We start from the raw sequence: 20,252 nt of genomic DNA, 5'->3' as shown, positions 1-20,252 counted from the left end.
CGGATCGCTGTCGGACCGCTTCAGCGGATACTCGGCCACCGCGGCGCCGACCACGTCGCCGGTCTCGGTCTCCATGATCGTGACGCGGACGCTCAGCGTTCCGAAATCGGCTCCGGCGACCAGGGTCATGTCAGCTCCGCCTGGCCGTAGGTCGCGTCCTTGCCGTGCTTGCGCAAAAAGTGCCGGTCGAGCAGCGGGCGCGGGATCGGCGGCAGGTCCGGGCGCAGCTGCAGCGCGTACCACGCCATCTTGGCGCATTCCTCGAGGATCAGGGCATTGAGCGCCGCGTTCTCGGGCGTCGTGCCCCAGACGAAGGGGCCGTGCCCCGCGACCAGTACCGCCGGAATTTCCAGCGGATCGCGGTCGGCCACGGTCTCGACGATGGCCTCGCCGGTGGCGGCGACGTAGCGCTCGGCGATCTCGGTGTCGGTCAGGTGGCGCGTCACGGGGATCTCGCCGCGGAAGTAGTCGGCATGCGTCGTGCCCAGGCAGGGGATCGGCGTCATCGCCTGCGCGAAGATCGTGGCATAGGTCGAGTGCGTGTGAATCACGCCGCCGATGCCCTCGAACGCGCGGTAGAGCACCAGGTGCGTGTCGAGATCCGACGACGGACGCCAGCGGTTGTCGACGACGGTGCCGTCGAGCCGGACGCTGACCATGTCGTCGGCGGACATCCTTTCGTAGGGCACGCCGCTGGGCTTGATCGCCATCACGCCGGCCTCGCGGTCGATGCCGCTGGCGTTGCCGAACGTGGCCATGACGAGCCCGCTTCGGACGGTGGCGAGATTGGCGTCGAGGACGGCCTGCTTGAGCGCGGAAAGCTGCATGTTGCCCCTTGTGGTGGCGGGCGCGCCCCGTCGAGGCGCACCCTGTGGTCAAGTCAGCGCGGATCGGTCCAACCGGTGTAGTCGCCGATGTTCTCCGAGGTGATCAGCTCGGGGTCGATCAGCACGGTGCTCTCGTCCGGCGGGGTGCCCTGGAACACCTGGTAGGCCAGCTCCATCGACTGGGCCGCCATCGTGTAGGGGTCCTGGCTCGCCGACGCCTTGATGAGCGAGTTGCCGGATTCCAGCGCCTCCTCGATGTCGGGCGCGCCGTCGACGCCGGTGATGATGAACTCGTCGCGGTTCAGCTGCCTTGCGGCGAGCTCGACGCCCAGCGCGGTCGGATCGTTGATCGCGAAGACGCCGTCGATGTGGTCGAAGCGGGTCAGCAGGCCCTGCATGACGTCCAGACCGCCCTCGCGCGAGCCTCCGGCGTTCTGGTCGTCCGAGAGGACGTTGATGCCCTCGGTGCCCTCGAACACCTCCTTGCAGCCCTGCACCCGGTCGAGGATCGAGGACGACGCGGGGCCGTTCACGATGACGACGTCACCTTCACCGCCGATGTTGTCGACGATGTACTGGCACGCCTTGCGGCCGGCGGCCACGTTGTCGGTCATCACGGTGACCTCGGCGCCGGGCGCCGAGACGTCGAACGCCGCGACCACGACGCCCGCGTCCTTGGCGCGCGTCACCGCAGGCTCGATCGCGCTGGCGTCCACCGCGTTGAGCATGATGATGTCGGTGCCGGCGGCGATGAAGTTGTCGATCTGGCTGACCTGCTTATTGAGGTCGTAGTCGGCCGAGACCGCGGTCACCTGGACGTCGGGATTGATCTCCTTGGCGGCGTCGGTGATGCCCTCGATCGTCGCGACGAAGAACGGGTTGCCGAGCAGGCCGACCGAGATGCCGACGCTTTCCAGCGTCTTGTCCTGCGCGCTGGCGGATGCCGCGAGCCCGACGGCCATCGCCGTCCCGCACATGAGTGTCTTGATTGAACGCATCATATCCTCCTGTTGCATGCGTTTTGGTGTCGTCAGGTCCGGGCGCCGCCCTGCAGCCGGTAGCGGTCGAGCGCCACGGCGACGATGATGACGAGGCCCTTGATGATGAATTGCCAGATGTCCGAGACGCCGGTCAGGATCAGGCCGTTGGACAGCACCGCGATGATCAGCGCGCCGATCAGCGTGCCCCAGATCGACCCCACGCCGCCGACGAAGCTGGTGCCGCCGAGGATCACCGCCGCGATCGCGTCGAGCTCGTAGGCCTGGCCCAGCTGCAGCCCGTTCGCCGCGTAGAGCCGTGCGGCCGACATCACCCCGCCGAGCCCCGACAGCAGCCCGGACACGCCGTAGGCGAAGAGCAGCACGACCCAGACCTTGATGCCGGTGAGGCGCGCCGCCTCCTGGTTGCCGCCGACGGCGTAGATCCACGTCCCCAGGACGGTGGCGCGCAGCACGAACCAGGACACCAGCACGACCGAGATCGCGATGATCGCCAGCCACGGTACGCCCAATACCGTGCCGTTGCCGAGGAAGGCGAACGGCAGGTTCGAGTTGAACACCGTCGTGTCGTCGCCCAGCAGGCGCGCCACGCCCCGGACCGCGGTCAGCGCGCCCAGCGTCACGATGAAGGGCGGCAATCGCAGGAAGGCGATCAGCGCGCCGTTGACCAGCCCGAAGGCAAGGCCGAGGCCCAGGCCCAGCAGGATGCCCAGGTAGCCGAACGCCCCCGGCCAGAGCGAGCCGATCACGGCGGCCATCGCCGACGCCGCAAGGATCGAGCCCACCGACAGGTCGATGCCGCCCGTGAGGATCACGAAGGTCATGCCCGCGGCCAGCACGATGTTGATCGACGCCTGCTGCATGACGATCGAGATGTTGTTGACCGACAGGAACTTGCCGGTCATCAGCTCGAATCCCACCGCCAGCAGCACCAGGACGGGCAGCATCCCCAGCGCCGTGATCAGCGCCCGTGCCTGCCGCCGCTTGGTGTTCGCGTCGCCTGTCGCCGTCTCTGTCATATGGCTCTCCCCTCTCTGCCGGCCCCGGATGCCTCACCGCGCGCGCCATGCGCGCCGGTGGAGAAGGCCATGACGTCTTCCTGTTCGATCGGCTTGTCCGGACCCGCGGCGACCTCGCCCGCGATCCGCCCCTCGCGCATGACCAGGCAGCGGTCCGCGACGCCCACGATCTCCGGCAATTCGCTCGAGACCATGACGATGGCGAGACCCCGGCCCGCCAACTCGTCGATCAGCCGGTAGATCTCGGACTTCGCGCCCACGTCCACGCCGCGCGTCGGCTCGTCGAGCAGCAGCACGCGCGGCTCGGTCTCGAGCAGGCGCGCCAGCAGGACCTTCTGCTGGTTGCCCCCCGACAGCGCCCCGACCGTCAGCGAGGCCGACGGCGTGCGGATCGACAGCGCGCGGATCGCGTTGCGCGCCCGCTCGGCCGCGCGGGCGAAGTTGCGCAGGCCGCCGGTTTTGCCGTCGCGATCGGCCACCGCCATGTTGACGTTGTCCGAGATCGACATGTCGAGGAACAGGCCAAGCGCCTTGCGGTCCTCGGTCAGGTAGACGATGCCGCGGTCGAGCGCCTCGCGCGGGGTCCTCGGCGTGACGTCCTGCCCGTCCAGCAGGACACGGCCAGTCGTCGCGCGGTCGGCGCCGTAGATCAGGCGCAGCAGCTCGGTCCGGCCCGACCCGACGAGGCCCGCCACACCCAGCACCTCGCCCCGGTGCACCTTGAACGAACAGTCCAGCACGTCGCGGCCGTTGCCCAGATCCTCGACCGACAGCACCACGTCCCGCTCGGCCTCGAGCGGCTTGTGGTCCTTCTTGTAGAAGGTCGACAGGTCCCGCCCGACCATCATCGAGACGAGCCTGGAGGCGTCGAGCTCGTCGCGCGGAAGCGTGCCCACATATGTGCCGTCGCGCAGCACCGAGCAGCGGTCGGCAAGCTCGTAGATCTCGTCCATCCGGTGGCTGATGTAGACGATGGCGATCCCCTGCTCCTTGAGGCTGCGGATCACGGCGAACAGCTTCTCGGTTTCGCGGCTGGACAGCGACGTGGTCGGTTCGTCCATCACGATGATCCGAGCATTCGTCGACAGCGCGCGGGCGATCTCGACCAGCTGCCGCTCGCCCAGCGACAGGCGGGCCACCCTGGTGTCGGGCCCGAACGAGACGCCCAGCCGGTCGAGGATCGGCTGTGTCGCCGCCGCCATCCCGCGACGGCTGACGATGCCGCGCGACGACCGCTCGTTGCCCAGGAAGACGTTCTGCGCGACGCTCAGGTTCGGCGCCAGCGTCAGCTCCTGGTAGATCACCGCTACCCCGTGCGCCTTGGCGAGCTTGGGGTTGCCCAGCGGCATCTTCTCGCCCGCGACGAAGACCTCGCCGCCGGGATCGGGAGAATGGGCGCCCGACAGGATCTTCATCAGCGTGGACTTGCCCGCGCCGTTCTCGCCCATCAGCGCGTGGACCTCGCCGCCATGCGCGGTGAGCGAGACGTCGCTCAGCGCCCGGACCGGCCCGAAGGATTTCGAGATGCCGCGCATCTCCAGAACGGGTGCGTCGGTGCTCATGCGGCCCCCCGTGACGTATCCGCGATGGTGAAGCGTACGCCGTTCTCCTCGAGCATCCTGGCATGCGCGTCCTTCAGCCCGTCATCCGTCACGACGTGCGACACGCGCGACAACGGCAGCGCCACCAGCGGCGGCCGTTCGTCGAACTTGCGGCTGTCGGCCAGCAGGACGATCTCGTTCGTCCGGTCGGCGAAGGTCTTCACGAAGTGGACCAGCAGCGGGTGCGACTCGAGGATGCCGCTCGGCCCGACGCCCAACGCACCCACGAAGAACTGCGACGCGTAGAAGCCCTGATCGAACCCGGATGGAGAGTAGAGCAACCCCGGCTCGCGGTGCAGGTCGCCGCCGCTGACCGTCACCTGGCAGGTTCCGAACTCGGCCAGATACCCGGCCAGCGGCATGGAATGGGTCGCGATGCGCACGTTGCGGTTGGCGATCTCGACACCGAAGTGAAAGCAGGTCGAACCCGCGTGCACGATGACGATGCTGCCGTCCCGCACCAGGGCCGAGGCCGAACGCGCGATGGCGCGCTTGGCTGCCACCGCGATGTCGCGGTTGTCGCTGAACGGCAGCGCGATGGCGCGGCGCCGATGCTCGGCATCGACGGCCGCGATACCGCCATAGACCTTCTGCGCGGCGCCCGCCTCGGACAGCTTGTCGATGTCCCGCCGGATGGTCGCGGGCGACACTTCGAGCACCGAGATCAGTTCGCTGACGGAAACGAACGGCCGATCCCGCAGGAGGGCGAGAATCGTGTCATGGCGGCCCATATCGCTCAACATACCCTCCCACAGCGAGCGACTCGCTTCATCTTGTGATCAGGTTTCGCCAGTTCGTGCGAGATGTCAATCAAATGCGTGAAAATCAGGCTGCTGCGAAACGCGTGCCTGCCAAGATCCGGAAGGCTGGAACTCCCACCAGTCCGATGCGAACACGCCGCGCTGGTCCGCGCACAGCAAAACGCCCGGCGCTTTGCCTCAGGGCGTCTTGCGCATGTGCGGGTGCGTGATCGGCTTACGACGCGCCGCCGATATGCTCAGGCAGCATCCTGAAAAGGGCCGCATCCGCGTGGGGCTTGGCGAGGATCTGCTTCAACTGGTGCCGCTCCTGCAGGACTGAGGCCGAGTGGCCAGAAAGGAAGAAGACCGGGATGCCGGCATCGTCGAGCCGGTCGGCGATGGCGTCGCTGCGCTCGTTGCCGAGGTTAATGTCCAGGATCGCGCCTTCGACGTGGTTGTCGTCGAGCATCCGAGGCGGTGATCCAGAATTTCTGTGGGCTTGGGCCATCGCCGGGCCGACCACTGAATACTCGGCATCCTCGAGCGTCATCTTCAGGTCCACACCGAGGATCGCGTCATCCTCGACCACGAGAATGGATGTCATTCGGACAGCTCCGTGCTGATGAATAAGGATTGCGCGAAGGTAAAGCGGTAGACCATGCCATCGTTGCCGATCTCGCGTGCGACCTCTCCACCGAGCTGCGTCTCGATGGCCGTCCGGATCACGATCGTCCCGTATCCCTCGCGGGTCGGTGGCGGCACCGCTCCGACGCACATCTCGGTCCAGGTCAGCACGACCGCCCCGTCCTGCAAGCCCACATGGATCAGGATCCGCCCGCCGTCGCAGGACAACGCACCGTACTTCGCGGCGTTCGTCACGAGTTCGTAAATCGCCAGCGCGATGCTCTGCGCCGCGCCGGGGGTGAGCGTTCAGTCGCTTCCGTCGAGTTGGAAGCGCGCGCTGTCGGGCGAATAGATGCGCAGTTCGTCGGCGACGAGATCGTGCAGGTTGACGCCGTCCCAGTTGGCGCTGGCGAGCTTCGCATGCGTCCGTCACAGCGACTGGATCCGGTCGAAGAAGCCTGCCTTGAAGTCCCGGTAGGTCGACGTCGTGTGCCCGGTCATCCGCGCGATGGTGGTGACGAGGGCGAGGATGTTCTTCACCCGGTGATCGAGTTCAGCCGAGATCACCTGGTTGGGCTCCTAGCCCCGCTTGCGATCGTCGATGTCGAAGGCGGCGACGAACCGCCGGTCGCGCCGGGCGACGGCATCCTCAACAACGAGCTCCACGTCGGCCGTCTCGTCTGGAACCGCCTTCGGTACGTCAAGGACCCGCAGACGGGCAAGCGCGTGTCCCGGCAAAACCCGCCGGAGTCGTGGATCGCTACTCAGGTTCCCGACCCGCGCATCGTCGATGACGCGCTTTGGCAACGCGTGAAGACGAGGCAGGAAGCCATAGACGCAACGCCGGCCGTTCAGGGCATCAAGGCGAGCCGCTTCTAGGAGAAGCGCCGTAAGGTCCACCTTTTGACCGGATTGCTGTTCTGCGATTGCTGCGGCAGCGCCATGGTCACGGTCGGGAAGGACTACGTCGCCTGCTCGGCTGCGCGGAAGCTCGAACCTGCACCCACCGCAAGTCCTACAAACGCGGCGACCTGGAAGAGGCTGTCCTCGCACTGCTGCAGGACAGGCTGATGGAGCCCGACGCCGTCGCGGCGTTCATCAAGGCGTTCACGACCGCAACGAATGCCACACGCGGAACGGCCGAAGCCGCCCGCAAGCAGGTGGAACAGGAGCACGCGGCGGTCACGGCAAAGCTGAACGGGATATACGACGCCATCGCTGATGGCCTCAGAACGCCCGGACTCCTGAGCCGCATCGAGGAGATGGAAGCGCGACAAAGTGATCTCGCGGAGCAGCTGGCTGCCCCGCCGCCCGATCCGGTGCGCCTGCATCCCAATCTGTCGGATCTGTATCGCAGGAAGGTGGCCGAGTTCGCGCAGCGTCTGACGGACCTGGCAATACGCACCAAGGTTCTGGAGATCGTTCGCGGGCTGATCTCGCGCGTGACTGTGCGCACGGAGCCGAACGGCAGCACGACGCCCGTACTCGACGGCGCGCTACCGGCAATGATCGACGCGGCCCAGCCGGGCGCGTCGGATCATATCGATGCTGGTTCGCTAAAGCTGGTTGCGGGAGCCCGCAACCGCCGAAACCTACCCTCCCCAAGGTGCTACGTTTGAGAGCTACAAACTCAGGAACGCGCCGGCGCTGCGGTCAAATACGAGAACCACGAACAGCGCGCTATCATGCGTCACCGTCACGCTGGCCTTGGGTGCAGGCGACACCGTTCCTCCTGAGGCTGAGGCGGTCAGTGTTTAAGCAAGCTGGTTGTGTGGGCGGATTCCCTCCCTTCGCCGCAAGTGCGAGAGGGCGCTTGTCAAAGTTCAGGAGCGGACATGCCGTGACTCAAGAACGGTGCGCAACCTCGGGCTGTCACGCTTCGCGCTTTTGCTGGCCGAAGCCTTCACTGCGGGCTGGCAGTTGCCAACTGTGGACCACCGATGCGGCGAGGCCAGATCCCAAATTGCTCCACGACAGGGCGCACTGGCTGGGCCATGCGGAGCAAAGCGGGCGCGGACTGCCGCGGAAGGCTTAACTTCCGGAGCGAAGGTGGCGGACGTAGCCCGGCACCATGATGTGAACCGTTGGCAGGTCTATGAGTGGCGCAGGAAGCACGACCCTCGGCAAGTTGGCATTGGAGGGGCTGGGAACTCTGCACCGGGCCGGTCAGCTGGCCTCCGTCGGCGGTCTGGCCGAGTGGTCGACGCGGATACCTTCACCGCCTCGCTCGTCCGGAGCCAGGTGTTGGGCCGCCTGCGGCTGGAGTGCTTGACGATTGTATTCATGACGAGCAACTTCCGGCGAGCTTAACACGAGCCATCCTACATCAGTGCCACGTTCTCGAAAGTGAAAGCATCATGACAACCGCGGCCCGGTCGGGAACTCATCTGGCGGTGCTGATGGTGTTGGGATTGACGCATCTGCTGAACGACCTCATGCAGTCGCTGATCCCCGCGGTCTACCCGATCCTGAAAGGCGCCTACGCACTGGACTTCGCCCAGATCGGGATGATCACGCTGACGTTCCAGATCGCGGGCGCGATGCTTCAGCCGGTGGTCGGCATGGTGACCGATCGGCATCCGGCCCCGTATTCGCCCGTCGTGGGGATGATGTTCACCCTTTCGGGACTGGTCAGCCTGTCCTTCGCGCAGAGCTACGCGACGATCCTGGTGTCGGTGGCGCTGATCGGCATCGGGTCCTCCATCTTCCACCCCGAGGCCACGCGCAATGCACGCTATGCCGCGGGAGGCCGGCAGGGGCTTGCCCAGGGCATCTTCCAGGTCGGCGGTCAGGCGGGCGGCTCTCTCGGTCCGGCTCTGGCCGCGCTGATCATCGTGCCCTGGGGACAAGCAAGCCTCGCGTGGTTCGCCGTCGCCGCCTTGGCCGCGATGATGCTTCTCGCCTGGATCGGCAGCAAGCAACGCCAGTTGAGCGCCGACTTCGCGTCCATCCGGTCGCGGAGCCGTGGCGGCCGGGAAACGCCGCGGCATTCGCACGCGACCATCGCCGTCGGGCTGGTCGTCCTGACCATGCTGATGTTCACCAAGAACACCTACATCGAGAGCTTCCGATCCTTCTACACCTTCTACCTGATCGAGCGGTTTGGCCTGTCCATCCCGGCCTCGCAGATGATGCTCTTCGTCTTCCTCGTCGCGGCAGCGGTCGGCGTCCTGATCGGCGGGATCATAGGGGATCGCATTGGACGCTATCGTATCATCTGGATCTCGATTCTCGGGCCGCTGCCCCTGACGCTGATCCTGCCCTACGTGGACCTGTTCTGGACCGGCGTTCTGACGATCATGATCAATCTCATCATGGCCAGCGCATTCGCCTCGATCCTCATCTATGCGATGGATCTGCTGCCAAACCGGATCGGGCTGATCGGCGGCTTGTTCTACGGGCTGAACTTCGGACTCGCGGGTATTTCGGCGGCACTACTGGGTTTTCTGGCAGACAGCCATGGAGTCGAGACGGTCTACAGGATCTGCGCCTTCCTGCCGTTGGCGGGGCTGTTGACCTGGTTCCTACCAAGGATCGATCATTGAAAATTATCTCGGCGTCTCGCGTCCGACTGTTTTCATCGGGGAGCCAGACCAAAGCGCGCCCGCCGAGGTAGCCTCCGGCGGGCGCACAGATGCAATGGCTGTCGCCCCAACGGGCTCTGCGGACACGTCATTCTCCGGATGGCCCGACCAGCCAGCGGAAGGCCTTCCGCAGCTTCGCCGCACCGTCGTTCGCGAACCAGCGTCCGTGCGCGAAGATCACTCTATCAGGCTGCCAGTCGATCAGAGCCGTGGCGGCTTCGACCGCCTTCCGGCGGCCCAGCCGAAGCGGCAGGCGCAGGTAGCGTGGCGTGCCGCCCTCGGGCGCCGTCGTGCCGCTGAGCGCAGCATAAAGCCTGCTGCGGGCGGGCATGCGGTCCGGCTCCAGGTTCATCACGAGGTCGGTGAGGATCAGGCTGCGGCTCTCGCGGTGCAAGAAGGCGACTTCCTGAAAGCCGGCGCCGGCGATGATGCGCTGATCCAGATCGTGCTGCCAGTCCGGCGGTGGCCGCTTGCCCAGGTCCCGGTCGGTGCGAATGGAGGAGAGCCGGATCCGCGGCCGCCGGCGCAGGTTCGGAGCAGCCCAAGTTGTAGCGTCGGGGCAGTTTCGCTGCCAGTCGGCGAGGAACGTCCAGTGGCCAATATTCGGCGCGATCAGGTGGCGGATGGGGCCCAGCCGCTCAAGTTCTTGCAGGAGAGCGGGGGCGAAGCGTGTCGGGGAATGCAGCCAGAGGTCACCGCTTGCGAGCCGCACCACAGTCATTCGCACCGGGAGCGGAATCCCGAAGGCGCGGATCGGCCGCGCGTCGACGATCCAGAGATTTTCCGCCACGGGTTTCGGCATGTCGAAAGGGGGATAGCCTTGCTCTGCGTCGTTTGCCACGAGGACCTCCGTCTCATCCCGGCGTCGAATCCTTCGCCCGCCGCAGCAGCAGCCAGCCGCCAAGGATCATCGCAGCGCCCCAGATCAGAAAGCCGATGTCCCAGTAAACCCACTGCTCCCGCGGGACGGTCTCGTTCACGTGGTGCAGCCTTAGAAGGTGATGATTCACGATCCCCTCCACCACGTTGAACAGGCCGAAGCCCAGCAGAAGGCTTCCGATGAGAAGCCGGTTGGACCAGCGCCGATGCCGCCCGCGGGAGGCGCGCCAGAGCAGGACAAGCCCGATGATAACGAAGATGTAGGTCGCGGCGTGGAAGAGGCCGTCGAACAGCGTGTTCCGGCGCAGCCCCTCTACCGTGTCCGCCGAAACGCCCGCACTGGTCGCCATGTGGTGCCACTGAAGGATCTGGTGAAGGACGATACCGTCGAAGAACCCGCCGATGCCCAGACCGAAGAAGATGCCGGCAGCCGTAGGGAACTCCGCGCCCGCGGTTCGTGGGGTGTCAGCGGCGGTCATCGTGGGTCACCACAAGCCCCGAGCCCCGCTGCGGCGCGTAGCGGCCACCGTGCGGCACCGCCAGGTCGTCGAAATGCCGCGCCAGGTCGTGCAGCGCCATGCGCATCCGCGCTCCGCCCATCGGCGGGCCGTGTCCGGCAACGATGACTTCCGGTGCCAGATCCGCGAGACGCCGAACCGAATGCCGCGCCGCCGTCCAGTCCGGTGTGAAATAAGCCGGCGGGCCATGCATCTCCGGCGCTTGCCGCAGCACCGCGAGGGCCGATTCCTGACGCGTGGTAACGACCGCATCGCCGGCGACAAGCGTCCGGTCCCGCTCCCTCCAGAGAGAGACATGGCCTGGCGCGTGCCCCGGCGTGTGGATCCAGCGCCAGCCCGGGAGGCCGGGCAGCGACCCGTCCTCGGGCAGGGCTTGCAGCCGGGGCGAGACATCCACCGGGGCCGTGGGATAGAAGCCGCAAAGAGCCGCCATTGCACCTGTCAGCGTGGGATCGCCAAGCGGATAGGCCGCCTGACCGGTCAGGAACGGGTGCTCGAGGGTATGGGCGTATATCGGCGCGTCCCAGCGGCGGGCAAGCTGCTGCAGGGCGCCCACATGATCGAAATGGCCGTGCGTCAGCACGATCGCGCGCGGCCGCGCGCCGTGCCCGAAGCGCTCGGCCGCCGCCGCCTCGATCATGCGCGCCGTGCCGTTCAACCCCGCGTCCACCAGCACCCAGCCACGGTCTCCCGCGCCGGGCGGGCCGAGGAACACCACGTTGACGATGCCCAGCCGACGCCAAGCAACATCCTGGGCGATTTCTTCGGTCCGGCCCCCTCTGGCTGAGCGAAGGATGCTGTCGCGCGACAGGGGGACCTGCCGCGGCACCGGCACCCGCCCCGGTCCCGGGTCGGTCAGCGCCGCGGCAGCGATGGAGAAGGCGCCGTAGGCCAGCAGCGCCCGCCGTGCAGTTGCGTCACGCTCTCGCGCGCCGGCCAGACAGAAGGCCACCCCCTGCAGCCCGTCGAGCGCAAGGTGTTCCCGCATGGAAAGTGGCGCTTGTCCATCCTCATCATAGCGTGTGAGCAGGCTGTAGGCCGCGACACCGGCCCCGGCCGCCGCCATGCCCCAGCGCAACTCGCCGCGCCAACCCATCAGAGCCGGCACCGAGACCAGTCCCGCGGCGGAAGCGGCGTCGAGAAGGGCATGAAGTCCGCGGGGAATCATGCTGCTCTCGTCCTGATCATCCGCGCCCCAGCATGCTGACCCTTCCGGAAATCCGGCCGCCCTGGCGAGCCTTGGCCCATGTCCGACGGGACGCCGGGCTTCACGTCATGGTCGACGACACGCTCGGTCTCGCCTCTGACGCCGTGGACGCTCAGCGCCGCAATCAGGTCGTCGATCATCCTGTCGGTGGAACTGGGGCTGTCGGAGACGTATCTGCGCAGCGAACAGTCAAGCGCAAAGGCTTTCAGCGGCTCGGTGGGTTCGGGCATGGTCCTCTCCCTCGGCATGTCTGCTGCGCCAACGGCCCGCGCCACGGGGTGTTCCACGACGGCATCCCCCGCCACGACACGACGCTACGGTCCTTCCAGCAGCCGGATCTTCACGTCTCTCCAGGTCCGCCGCGCCAGCGCAGTGCGTTCGTGGTCCAGCATCGCCTCGATCCGCACGCCCATCTCGCGCAGGCGGGCGTCGCCAAGCCGCCGCGCCTCGACGAACATCGAGCTCTCTTCGGAACTCGCATGGTGGTTCATCGCGGTATGCAGGCTACGCAGCTGGGTCTCGAATTCCGGGCTCGACGGCGAAAGGCGCAGCACGACGGCCAGCATGTCGGCCAGCTGCTGGTGCTCGGCATGGGCGACGGGGACGTCCTCGCTGACCGGGCGCACCTCCGGATAGAAGATTTCGTCCTCCACATGCTCGTGGATCTGCAACTCGCCGGCCAGCAGGCGCATCATGTCCCGCCGTTCCGGGTCTTCCGGGGACATCGCCTCGATCTTCTCGAACATCCTGCGCATCAGCTCGTGATGCTCGAACAGCACCTCGTCGGCCCTGCGGGCGCCCGGCGGGGACGCGGGCTGCGGATGGTCCTGCTCGGCGGCGATCTCGCGGGGCGTCAACGCCTCGTCGCCGGGGTCGGGGACGTGCCGGATCTCGACCATGCCGTCCACGATGCGGGTCTCGTAACGTGACTGGGGCGCGGTCGCCGGACCGTCCAGAACGCCGCCATCGGCAAGGCAGAAGCGCGAGCCGTGCCAAGGGCACACGAGGCCACCGCCCTGGACCCATCCTTCGTCGAGGGGCCCGCCCATGTGCCCACACCGCGAACCAAGGGCGTGAACGTCGTCGCCACGACGCACCAGGACCACGCCGACCTCGACGCGCGCCACGTCGTCCCAAACCGCCACGCGGTGGGGCTTGTCCTGCTCCAGCACGTCAAGGCGCGCCACGGGGCGGAAGCTGCGCGGCTCTGGCGAGCGGTCGTCCCGCGCGACGCCGATCCGCCTGCGGTAGACGAGATGCCCGCCAAGGTAGGCGCCCGCCATCATGCTGGCCCATCCCGCTGCGCTGGCCGCGCGCCCGGCGCCGCGGTGACCGCGCTTGCGTAGAGCAAGCGAACCCGCCGATAGAGCGAGCGCGGTGGTGTTCAGCGCCGCATGCACCAGCCCGGTCCGCCGGTCGCGCCCATGTACCTTGCGGTAATCCGCAAGGCCGGCCGCAGCCGCCGCTACGCCCGCCGCGGTGCCCGCCTTTAGCGCCACGTCCGCCGTCCTGTCCCTCGAGCCGGAATGGCCAAAACCCAGCGTCGCGGAGGTGTCCAATGCGAATGCGAGCGTCCAGGCGCCGATCGGCAGGGTCGCCAGCGCCGGGTGCAGCGGGTGGCCGAGCCAAGTGCCGTGAAGCGCATTCTGGATGGGCTTGGCGGCCGTGCCCGTCGGATGCAGCGCCAGGGACGTCGCGTGCGCGACATCGTATGAAGGCCGGTCGAGCGCGTCGTTCGCCTCGATGGCCGCCGTCCATCGTTCCGTGGCCTTGGTCATGGGCAAACTCCATCGTCAACGACGCAAAACCGACGGCCAAGTGAGCATGTCCGAGCCAAGAGCCGGTATCGACCGCCAACGTGCCTTCCTACGCACGGTTCCACCGCTTGTTGATCTCGCCTGCCTGGTGCTGGTCCCGATCGTCAGCAGGCCGCCGACGGGTATCCACCACGGGATTGTGCGCGCGTGCCCGCAACCGGCTCCGCCGCGCCAGCAGCGCCATCAGGTGCGGCTGCGTCTTTTAGACATATTCCGCCGGTAGGCATCGGCCGCCCGCGCCGGCCCCATCTTCCGGGTCGCGACTTCCGCGTCGCGGCTATCGCTTGGCGGTCTCGCCGCTGCCGTGCAGCGAAATGAAGGTCTTCGTCACCGCCGGGATACTGTCGGCGACCCATTCGGCCATGCGCCGTTCTTCCCCAAGGCTCTTCTCGAGCAGGTTCACATCCACGTCCAGCCCCGATGCCCGCCCCGACGTGATCAGTGAAATGTAGGCGGCGATCTCGTAGTTCTCGAACGCCAGGTTCGCGAACGAGTTCTTCAGCACCTCGTCGCCCGCGGGAATGTGTCCCATCGCGGCCATCGACCCCATTGCCGACAGCGACGCGTCCTTCAAGGACGAATTGCGCTCGGAAAGCTGCTCCAGGAGCGTGTCCAGCCGATCGACCTGCGTTTCGGTCTCGCGGACGTGCTCTTCCAGTCGCCGCGACATGTCCGGGTAATGTTCCAGCCGGTTGAGCTGCGGCTGCATGATCGACAGCGCCTGCTTCTCCATCGCGTGCGCGTTCTTGAGACCCCGGACGAAGACGTCTCGCGCGTAGTTCCTGTCGGCCATAGGATGCTCCTTCGCTGGTTGATTGGCACGGCAACCCGGCTTCGGGGCGATTGTTCCGCTGCGGCCCTCTCGGCGATGTTCCGGCTTTTCGGGGTCCGTGCGCCGGCCTCTTTCCGCCTGTGCCTTGCCAGCGCCCTGATGGTCTGCTCCGTGTCCCCTGCGGGAACATCCGGCCGTCCAGGCCGGTTCTACCGGCATGTCCAGCCGTGCCGGCTGCGCCGCGCGACGGCCCGCCCAATTCACGCGTCAGCGCGAAGTCCTTCGAATTGGTTAATTCGTCTCTGGAAGTCATTGAAATCGTTAAGGCGACTTGATGTCCCATCGTGGGACACTCCCCGTCCAGGAGCAGCACCATGACGACAGCCCCCGCCGCCCCGGACCGCGAAGCCGTCGGAACCCCCCCCACGTGGTCATTATCGGCGCTGGGTTCGGCGGGCTTGAGGTCGCCAAGGCGCTCGGCCGGGCCGGGATCGCCACAACGATCATCGACCGGCACAACCACCACCTTTTCCAGCCGCTGCTCTACCAGGTGGCCACCGCCGCCCTGTCTGCCACCGACGTGGCCGAGCCCATCCGCAAGGTCCTGCGGCCTCACAAGTCCGTCCAGGTCCTCTTCGGCGAGGTCACGGAGATAGACACGCAGGCGCGGCGGGTCCACCTCGACTGCGGGCAAAGCGTCCCTTACGACCACCTTGTGCTGGCTGCCGGGGCGGGACACGGCTATTTCGGGCATGACGATTGGGCGCAATGGGCGCCGGGCCTCAAGACCATCGAGGACGCCCGCCGCATCCGGTCCCGACTACTCCTGACCTTCGAGCGAGCCGAGCGGTCCACCGACCCCGACGAGCGGCGGCGCCTTCTCAGCGTCGCAATCATCGGCGGCGGCCCCACCGGCGTCGAGATGGCCGGCGCCATTGCCGAGTTGAGCCGACACACCCTCGCGCGGGATTTCCGCACCATCGACCCGACCGCCACGCGCGTCACCCTGGTCGAGGCCGGGCCGCGCCTGCTGGCGGGCTTTTCCGAAGAGCTGTCGGAATACGCCCGTGCCCGCCTGACGCGGCTGGGCGTCCGCATCCGCACCGGCGAGGCCGTGGACAACGTGGGGCCGACCTCGATCAGCATCGCCGGCCAGCCCGAGCCGACGGGCCTCGTGATCTGGGCGGCCGGTATCTCGGCCTCGCCGCTGGCGAAGCATCTGGGCGAAACCGACCGCGCCGGCCGCATTGCCGTCGACGACACCCTTGCCGTGCCAGATCTGGACGGGGTCTTCGCACTGGGAGACGTGGCAGTATGCACCGGCGCGGACGGCAAGCCGCTGCCGGGCCTCGCACAAGTTGCCAAGCAGCAGGGAGAACATCTGGGCCGATCGCTGGCGGCGCAGATCCGGACCGGTGAAGCGTTGCAGCCGTTCCGCTACCGAAGCCGCGGCAACACCGCCATCGTCGGCCGGCACGCGGCGGTTTTCGAACACCGAACCCTGAAGGTGAAGGGATGGTTCGCCTGGCTCGCATGGGCGGTGGTCCACGTCTACCTTCTGGTCGGATTCCAGCATCGGCTTCTGGTCTCGATGCAGTGGCTCTGGCGCTATCTGACCTATGAACGCGGCGCCCGGCTGATCGCCGGCGATGACGCCTCGTTCCATGATCCGGTAGTGCCCCGCGGGATGGTGTAAGAGGCCGCGCGCGAAGCCTTTGGCGTAGCGCAGCGCGCGGCCGGGGCTGGCGGCCACCGCGCTTCTTCGTAGTCTGAGGTTGTTCAACGACCAACGACAACGAAGGAAAGCACGATGACCGAGAGCATGATCGACCTTCCAGGCGTGATCGCCAAGAGCGATGACTCCGATTTTCTGCGCGATCTGATCCAGGATGCCGCGCAGCGGCTGATGGATATCGAGGTGGCCGCCGTGTGCGGTGCCGCGCACGGCGAGCGCAGCCCGGACCGGGAAAACCAGCGCAACGGCTACCGGCCGCGGCAGTGGGATACGCGCGCGGGCACGATCGGGCTGAACATCCCGAAGCTGCGCAAGGGCAGCTATTTCCCGACCTTTCTGGAGCCGCGCAGAACGGCCGAGAAAGCACTGATGGCAGTAATCCAGGAGGCCTACATCCACGGCGTCTCCACCCGCGCCGTTGACGATCTGGTGCGCGCCATGGGCCTGACGGGCACGTCCAAGAGCCAAGTATCGCGGCTGTGCGAAGAGATTGACGAGCGAGTGCAGGCGTTCCTGAACCGACCTCTGGAGGGCGACTGGCCGTTCCTGTGGCTCGACGCGACCTACGTGAAGCTGCGCGAGGGCGGTCGGATCGTCTCGATGGCGGTGATAGTGGCCGTGGCTGTGAACACGGACGGGCGGCGGGAGATCCTGGGGATCACCGTGATGCCATCGGAGGCTGAGACCTTCTGGGCAGACTTCCTGCGGTCTCTTACGCGCCGCGGGCTGCGCGGCGTGCAGATGGTGATCAGCGATGCCCATGAGGGCCTGAAGGCCGCCGCACGCAAGGTCTTGAGCGCGGTGTGGCAGCGCTGCCGCGTGCACTTCCAGCGCAACCTGCTGGCCCGCGTGAACAAGACCAACAAGCCGGTAGTCAGCGCCATCGTGAAGACCGTCTTCGCCGAGAAGGACCGTGACCAGGCCCATGCTCGCTGGCGCGAGGTCGCCGACAACCTTCGTGACCGCTTCAGGGACGTCTCTGAGCTCATGGACGAGGCCGAGCACGATGTCCTCGCCTACATGGCCTTTGATGAGAGCCTGCGCTCCAAGCTGCACAGCACCAACCCGCTGGAGCGCGTCAACAAGGAGATCAAGCGGCGCACCAACGTGGTCGGGATCTTCCCGAACCGTGAGGCTGTCGTCCGGCTCGTAGGGGCGCTGATGCTGGAGCAAAACGACGAGTGGGCCGTCTCCCGCCGCTACATGCCAGTGGAAAAGCTGACTGGCGTATGCGACGATGCCGGTGCGACGACGATGATCGCCGCCAAGTGAACGAGCGACACCAGCTATGAAGAAGCAGGTGGACGCCAGTTCCTACACAACTTCACGGGGCACTACCCATGATCCCGCCGACGTGTCCGCACCCGAAAAGCGGCAGCGCTCCACCGCCTCGGAAGAAGCCAACCGCCCGCACGACTGACGGCGCCCACTGCAAAAGTCGCCTGTCTGCTGTGCGCCCGGCGAAGCAGCTTCGATCTTCCGTCGTACAACCATGGCGGTAAGGCCGGAACAAGTTCCCCATCCGCAGGTTGCCGCAATACTATTCCGATTTTGTGCTGGAGGGCGCAATGTTCTACACCGATTACAAGCTTCAATATCCCGTTCGTGTGGAGACGCCCGACCCAGTCTTTGCGCGGGCCTTGCAGCAGGCCATCGGCGGGATCGAGGGCGAGATCCGCGTCGCAATGCAGTACATGTTCCAGGCCTGGGGCATGCGCGGGCCGAGCAAGTATCGAGACATGCTGCTCAACACCGCGGCTGAGGAATTGGGCCATATAGAAATGCTGGCCACCGCGGTCGCCTTGAACCTCGACGGCGCGCCGCTCGAACTGCAGGAGGCGGGCGCGCAGGACGCGGCCGTCGGCTCCATCATGGGCGGGCGCAACTTCCGGCAGTTCCTGTCAGCCGGTCTGGCGGCGCTGCCGGTGGACTCCGACGGCGTGCCCTTCGACATGAGCCACGTCTATGCGAGCGGCAACATCGCGGGCGACATGTATGCCAATATCACCGCCGAGGGCACCGGGCGCACGCTGGCCACGCGGCTGTACCACATGACGCAGGATCCTGGCATGCGCGACATGCTGGCCTACCTGATCGCGCGCGACACGATGCATCAGAACCAGTGGAAGGCGGTGATCGAGGAACTCGAGGACGAACGCCCGCAGATGCCTGTTCCGAACTCGTTCCCGCAGGAGCAGGAGAACCAGGACTTCAATTACGTCTATCTCGGCTTCACCGCCGATGGCGCCGAGCCGCCCCGTGGCCGCTGGAGCGACGGACCTTCGGTCGACGGCCAAGGGGCCACGTTCAGCATTCGCCCGATGGAACCGCTGGGCGAGGTGCCCGATTTGGGACCGGCGCGTCCTGGAACCTACCCGCAGGTCGCACAGCTGCCCGAGGCGGAGGAGGCGCAATGACCGCCCTTTCGCGCCGCGGCTTCATCGCAGGCGCCGGCACGCTTGCGGGCGCGTCGCCGGGGGGACCGCTCATGCGGCATCCTCCGCTGCAGGCCGGGAGGCACCGCTCTTGCGGACATACGTTGCCGGCACCAACCGGCCTGAGGTGCGGGGCAAGGTGCACGCGCTGAAGCCCGGCGCTCCGCTTCGTCTGCTGCGTGAACCGCACAACGACTACGACGCACGCGCCGTTTCCGTCTGGGCCGAGGACGACACCCGGCTTGGCTGCGTGCCGCGCGTAGACAATCAGGCGCTGGCCAACCTCATGGATGCGGGTCTTGCGCCGCGGGCGATCGTCAGTGGTGTGCGTCCCGACCCGCTACGCCCCGAGTTGCGGGTCGAGATCACCCTGCCCCTGGCGTGACCGCGTCCCGAAGCCGCGGGAACGCCCCCGACCAGAGCGGCCCGCCCCGCTCTGGTTGACCCGCGGCGCCATGCCTTGCCGCCCCCACCCGTGAAGGAGAACCCACAAATGATCGACACCCGGACCCACGGAATCATCGACTACGTCACCGGCGCGCTGCTGATCGTCGCCCCCTACCTCTTCGGTTTCGCCAATGGCGGAATCGCCCAGTGGCTGCCGCAACTCCTCGGCGTGACGACCATCGTCATGAGCCTGCTCACGCGATACGAGTTCAGCGTGGCCAAGATCATCCCGCTGAAGGTGCATCTTGGTGTCGACATGGCCAGCGGCGCCCTGCTTGCGGTCTCGCCCTGGCTGTTCGGCTTCGCCGACCTGATCTGGTGGCCGCACCTGCTTGTCGGCGTGCTCGAGATCGTCGTGCCGTTGATGACCAACAGGACCGAACCGGTCCCTGCGCACACCCGGACTCCCCGGACCTGAACGCGTGGCGTTGCGCGACGGCATCGGAGACGGCGACGAATGGTGACCGGGGCCGCCACGCGGACCGGATCAACTTGGCGGAGACCGGCAACGGGACACGCCGCCTTCCCTGCAAGCGGCGTTTTCCAAGGCTGTGCGCGACGTCGTTCCGGCTCAGCCGTCCGGAACAGGCTACACCACCTCGGGCTACCGCTGATAAACGAAAGGCATGCTATTGCGCCGAGCAGGGCCTCAACATCCGATGCAACTCGATTCACCGCCACCGTCCTAACCCCGATGTGGGAGCCCGGTGCCGGGAACCGGCTCCGATCGCGAGGCGTCTCACTGCACATGCGAACTCAGACCGGAACCCCACGGTCAATTTGTCCGCGCTGCGGTTACTCGCCCCTCCGAAATGCTGCGGAACGCGCGAATGACCGGTTCGGTGAAGCTGCGCCGCAGCGCTGATCGATTAGTGAGCGGCGGCAATGGGCCGGTCGCGACCGGCGCGCTCATGCTGCAACTGCGAACTCACCCATGATCGACATGTACCGTTAGGGCTCCAAGCTGCCATTCGCGCGGCGCTCCTGTGGTATGATGACCTTGTCGACATGGTGTCGGCGTCGCGGAGGATGGGGAGGCTTGGAGGAAC

The 20,252-nt window shown here is 66.8% G+C and carries 22 protein-coding genes and 2 pseudogenes; 10 read left to right on the top strand and 14 right to left on the bottom strand.

Annotated features, from left to right (window positions below):
- Positions 1–125 precede the first annotated feature (125 nt).
- The 8 genes and pseudogenes from araD to ACFDTC_RS03255 form a co-directional block, all read right to left on the bottom strand.
- Entirely contained in the window at positions 126–827 is a 702-nt protein-coding gene (gene araD / locus ACFDTC_RS03290; protein WP_375257439.1) for an L-ribulose-5-phosphate 4-epimerase AraD, read from the bottom strand.
- A 53-nt stretch (positions 828–880) separates the two neighbouring features.
- Positions 881–1,825 (bottom strand): ABC transporter substrate-binding protein, encoded by a 945-nt coding sequence (locus tag ACFDTC_RS03285; RefSeq protein ID WP_375257438.1) that lies wholly within the window; start codon positions 1,823–1,825, stop codon positions 881–883.
- Between the two features lie 32 nt (positions 1,826–1,857).
- Entirely contained in the window at positions 1,858–2,844 is a 987-nt protein-coding gene (locus ACFDTC_RS03280) for an ABC transporter permease (RefSeq protein WP_375257437.1), read from the bottom strand.
- On the bottom strand, positions 2,841–4,406 hold the full coding sequence (locus ACFDTC_RS03275) for a sugar ABC transporter ATP-binding protein (RefSeq protein ID WP_375257436.1): 1,566 nt from the start codon (positions 4,404–4,406) through the stop codon (positions 2,841–2,843). The genes ACFDTC_RS03280 and ACFDTC_RS03275 overlap by 4 nt, the downstream gene beginning before the upstream one ends.
- On the bottom strand, positions 4,403–5,176 hold the full coding sequence (locus tag ACFDTC_RS03270) for a DeoR/GlpR family DNA-binding transcription regulator (RefSeq protein WP_375257492.1): 774 nt from the start codon (positions 5,174–5,176) through the stop codon (positions 4,403–4,405). The genes ACFDTC_RS03275 and ACFDTC_RS03270 overlap by 4 nt, the downstream gene beginning before the upstream one ends.
- Positions 5,177–5,420: 244 nt before the next feature.
- Positions 5,421–5,774, bottom strand: a complete 354-nt coding sequence (locus tag ACFDTC_RS03265; RefSeq protein WP_375257435.1) for a response regulator — start codon at positions 5,772–5,774, stop codon at positions 5,421–5,423.
- A gap of 11 nt (positions 5,775–5,785) precedes the next feature.
- Positions 5,786–6,064, bottom strand: coding sequence for a hypothetical protein (locus tag ACFDTC_RS03260; protein ID WP_375257434.1), 279 nt, complete (start codon positions 6,062–6,064; stop codon positions 5,786–5,788).
- 51 nt (positions 6,065–6,115) lie between these two features.
- Positions 6,116–6,310 (bottom strand): annotated as a pseudogene (locus ACFDTC_RS03255) (HWE histidine kinase domain-containing protein).
- A 42-nt stretch (positions 6,311–6,352) separates the two neighbouring features.
- On the opposite strand from ACFDTC_RS03255, the gene ACFDTC_RS03250 reads away from it, so the two are divergent.
- The 5 genes from ACFDTC_RS03250 (at position 6,353) to ACFDTC_RS03230 (ending at position 9,354) form a co-directional block, all read left to right on the top strand.
- Positions 6,353–6,688, top strand: coding sequence for a recombinase family protein (locus ACFDTC_RS03250; protein WP_375257433.1), 336 nt, complete (start codon positions 6,353–6,355; stop codon positions 6,686–6,688).
- Between the two features lie 63 nt (positions 6,689–6,751).
- Positions 6,752–6,880 (top strand): hypothetical protein, encoded by a 129-nt coding sequence (locus ACFDTC_RS03245; RefSeq protein WP_375257491.1) that lies wholly within the window; start codon positions 6,752–6,754, stop codon positions 6,878–6,880.
- A complete protein-coding gene (locus ACFDTC_RS03240; RefSeq protein WP_375257432.1) occupies positions 6,880–7,428 on the top strand; it encodes a hypothetical protein in 549 nt (182 codons plus the stop codon). Before ACFDTC_RS03245 ends, ACFDTC_RS03240 begins: the two co-directional genes overlap by 1 nt.
- Positions 7,429–7,663: 235 nt before the next feature.
- The gene (locus ACFDTC_RS03235; protein ID WP_375257431.1) at positions 7,664–8,119 is read left to right on the top strand and encodes a transposase; all 456 of its coding nucleotides are present in this window, start codon (positions 7,664–7,666) and stop codon (positions 8,117–8,119) included.
- A 47-nt stretch (positions 8,120–8,166) separates the two neighbouring features.
- Complete coding sequence (locus ACFDTC_RS03230; protein WP_375257430.1) at positions 8,167–9,354, top strand: MFS transporter; 1,188 nt, start codon at positions 8,167–8,169, stop codon at positions 9,352–9,354.
- 127 nt (positions 9,355–9,481) lie between these two features.
- Here ACFDTC_RS03230 and ACFDTC_RS03225 read toward each other — a convergent pair whose 3' ends face one another.
- The 6 genes from ACFDTC_RS03225 to ACFDTC_RS03200 form a co-directional block, all read right to left on the bottom strand.
- Entirely contained in the window at positions 9,482–10,234 is a 753-nt protein-coding gene (locus ACFDTC_RS03225; RefSeq protein WP_375257429.1) for a DUF4336 domain-containing protein, read from the bottom strand.
- A 13-nt stretch (positions 10,235–10,247) separates the two neighbouring features.
- Entirely contained in the window at positions 10,248–10,751 is a 504-nt protein-coding gene (locus ACFDTC_RS03220; RefSeq protein WP_375257428.1) for a DUF2243 domain-containing protein, read from the bottom strand.
- Positions 10,738–11,958 (bottom strand): MBL fold metallo-hydrolase, encoded by a 1,221-nt coding sequence (locus tag ACFDTC_RS03215; RefSeq protein ID WP_375257427.1) that lies wholly within the window; start codon positions 11,956–11,958, stop codon positions 10,738–10,740. Before ACFDTC_RS03215 ends, ACFDTC_RS03220 begins: the two co-directional genes overlap by 14 nt.
- Positions 11,955–12,227 (bottom strand): hypothetical protein, encoded by a 273-nt coding sequence (locus ACFDTC_RS03210; protein ID WP_375257426.1) that lies wholly within the window; start codon positions 12,225–12,227, stop codon positions 11,955–11,957. The genes ACFDTC_RS03215 and ACFDTC_RS03210 overlap by 4 nt, the downstream gene beginning before the upstream one ends.
- Before the next feature lie 84 nt (positions 12,228–12,311).
- On the bottom strand, positions 12,312–13,775 hold the full coding sequence (locus tag ACFDTC_RS03205; RefSeq protein ID WP_375257425.1) for a DUF2231 domain-containing protein: 1,464 nt from the start codon (positions 13,773–13,775) through the stop codon (positions 12,312–12,314).
- A gap of 316 nt (positions 13,776–14,091) precedes the next feature.
- On the bottom strand, positions 14,092–14,607 hold the full coding sequence (locus ACFDTC_RS03200; protein WP_375257424.1) for a ferritin-like domain-containing protein: 516 nt from the start codon (positions 14,605–14,607) through the stop codon (positions 14,092–14,094).
- 406 nt (positions 14,608–15,013) lie between these two features.
- On the opposite strand from ACFDTC_RS03200, the gene ACFDTC_RS03195 reads away from it, so the two are divergent.
- The 5 genes and pseudogenes from ACFDTC_RS03195 to ACFDTC_RS03175 all read left to right on the top strand — a co-directional run bounded on the left by ACFDTC_RS03195 (position 15,014) and on the right by ACFDTC_RS03175 (position 19,621).
- Positions 15,014–16,282 (top strand): NAD(P)/FAD-dependent oxidoreductase, encoded by a 1,269-nt coding sequence (locus ACFDTC_RS03195; RefSeq protein WP_375257423.1) that lies wholly within the window; start codon positions 15,014–15,016, stop codon positions 16,280–16,282.
- Positions 16,283–16,393: 111 nt separating this feature from the next.
- Positions 16,394–17,593: pseudogene (locus tag ACFDTC_RS03190) on the top strand (IS256 family transposase); the annotation flags it as partial.
- Positions 17,594–17,889: 296 nt separating this feature from the next.
- Entirely contained in the window at positions 17,890–18,738 is an 849-nt protein-coding gene (locus ACFDTC_RS03185; RefSeq protein ID WP_375257422.1) for a manganese catalase family protein, read from the top strand.
- A gap of 109 nt (positions 18,739–18,847) precedes the next feature.
- Complete coding sequence (locus ACFDTC_RS03180) at positions 18,848–19,141, top strand: HIRAN domain-containing protein (protein ID WP_375257421.1); 294 nt, start codon at positions 18,848–18,850, stop codon at positions 19,139–19,141.
- Positions 19,142–19,249: 108 nt separating this feature from the next.
- The gene (locus ACFDTC_RS03175) at positions 19,250–19,621 is read left to right on the top strand and encodes a hypothetical protein (protein WP_375257420.1); all 372 of its coding nucleotides are present in this window, start codon (positions 19,250–19,252) and stop codon (positions 19,619–19,621) included.
- Positions 19,622–20,252 lie beyond the last annotated feature (631 nt).

It is taken from the genome of Citreimonas sp., from assembly GCF_042096055.1.
Lineage (GTDB): Bacteria > Pseudomonadota > Alphaproteobacteria > Rhodobacterales > Rhodobacteraceae > Citreimonas.
Note: the sequence above shows the minus strand (reverse complement) of the source record. Positions and strands in the feature narration are given on the sequence as shown.

Excerpts from the sequence above, each read along its gene's own strand:
- araD (WP_375257439.1), bottom strand. The coding sequence starts at position 827 with ATGCAGCTTTCCGCGCTCAAGCAGGCCGTCCTCGACGCCAATCTCGCC.
- ACFDTC_RS03285 (WP_375257438.1), bottom strand. The coding sequence starts at position 1,825 with ATGCGTTCAATCAAGACACTCATGTGCGGGACGGCGATGGCCGTCGGG.
- ACFDTC_RS03280 (WP_375257437.1), bottom strand. The coding sequence starts at position 2,844 with ATGACAGAGACGGCGACAGGCGACGCGAACACCAAGCGGCGGCAGGCA.
- ACFDTC_RS03275 (WP_375257436.1), bottom strand. The coding sequence starts at position 4,406 with ATGAGCACCGACGCACCCGTTCTGGAGATGCGCGGCATCTCGAAATCC.
- ACFDTC_RS03270 (WP_375257492.1), bottom strand. The coding sequence starts at position 5,176 with ATGGGCCGCCATGACACGATTCTCGCCCTCCTGCGGGATCGGCCGTTC.
- ACFDTC_RS03245 (WP_375257491.1), top strand. The coding sequence starts at position 6,752 with ATGGTCACGGTCGGGAAGGACTACGTCGCCTGCTCGGCTGCGCGGAAG.
- ACFDTC_RS03240 (WP_375257432.1), top strand. The coding sequence starts at position 6,880 with ATGGAGCCCGACGCCGTCGCGGCGTTCATCAAGGCGTTCACGACCGCA.
- ACFDTC_RS03230 (WP_375257430.1), top strand. The coding sequence starts at position 8,167 with ATGACAACCGCGGCCCGGTCGGGAACTCATCTGGCGGTGCTGATGGTG.
- ACFDTC_RS03220 (WP_375257428.1), bottom strand. The coding sequence starts at position 10,751 with ATGACCGCCGCTGACACCCCACGAACCGCGGGCGCGGAGTTCCCTACG.
- ACFDTC_RS03215 (WP_375257427.1), bottom strand. The coding sequence starts at position 11,958 with ATGATTCCCCGCGGACTTCATGCCCTTCTCGACGCCGCTTCCGCCGCG.
- ACFDTC_RS03210 (WP_375257426.1), bottom strand. The coding sequence starts at position 12,227 with ATGCCCGAACCCACCGAGCCGCTGAAAGCCTTTGCGCTTGACTGTTCG.
- ACFDTC_RS03205 (WP_375257425.1), bottom strand. The coding sequence starts at position 13,775 with ATGACCAAGGCCACGGAACGATGGACGGCGGCCATCGAGGCGAACGAC.
- ACFDTC_RS03200 (WP_375257424.1), bottom strand. The coding sequence starts at position 14,607 with ATGGCCGACAGGAACTACGCGCGAGACGTCTTCGTCCGGGGTCTCAAG.
- ACFDTC_RS03185 (WP_375257422.1), top strand. The coding sequence starts at position 17,890 with ATGTTCTACACCGATTACAAGCTTCAATATCCCGTTCGTGTGGAGACG.
- ACFDTC_RS03175 (WP_375257420.1), top strand. The coding sequence starts at position 19,250 with ATGATCGACACCCGGACCCACGGAATCATCGACTACGTCACCGGCGCG.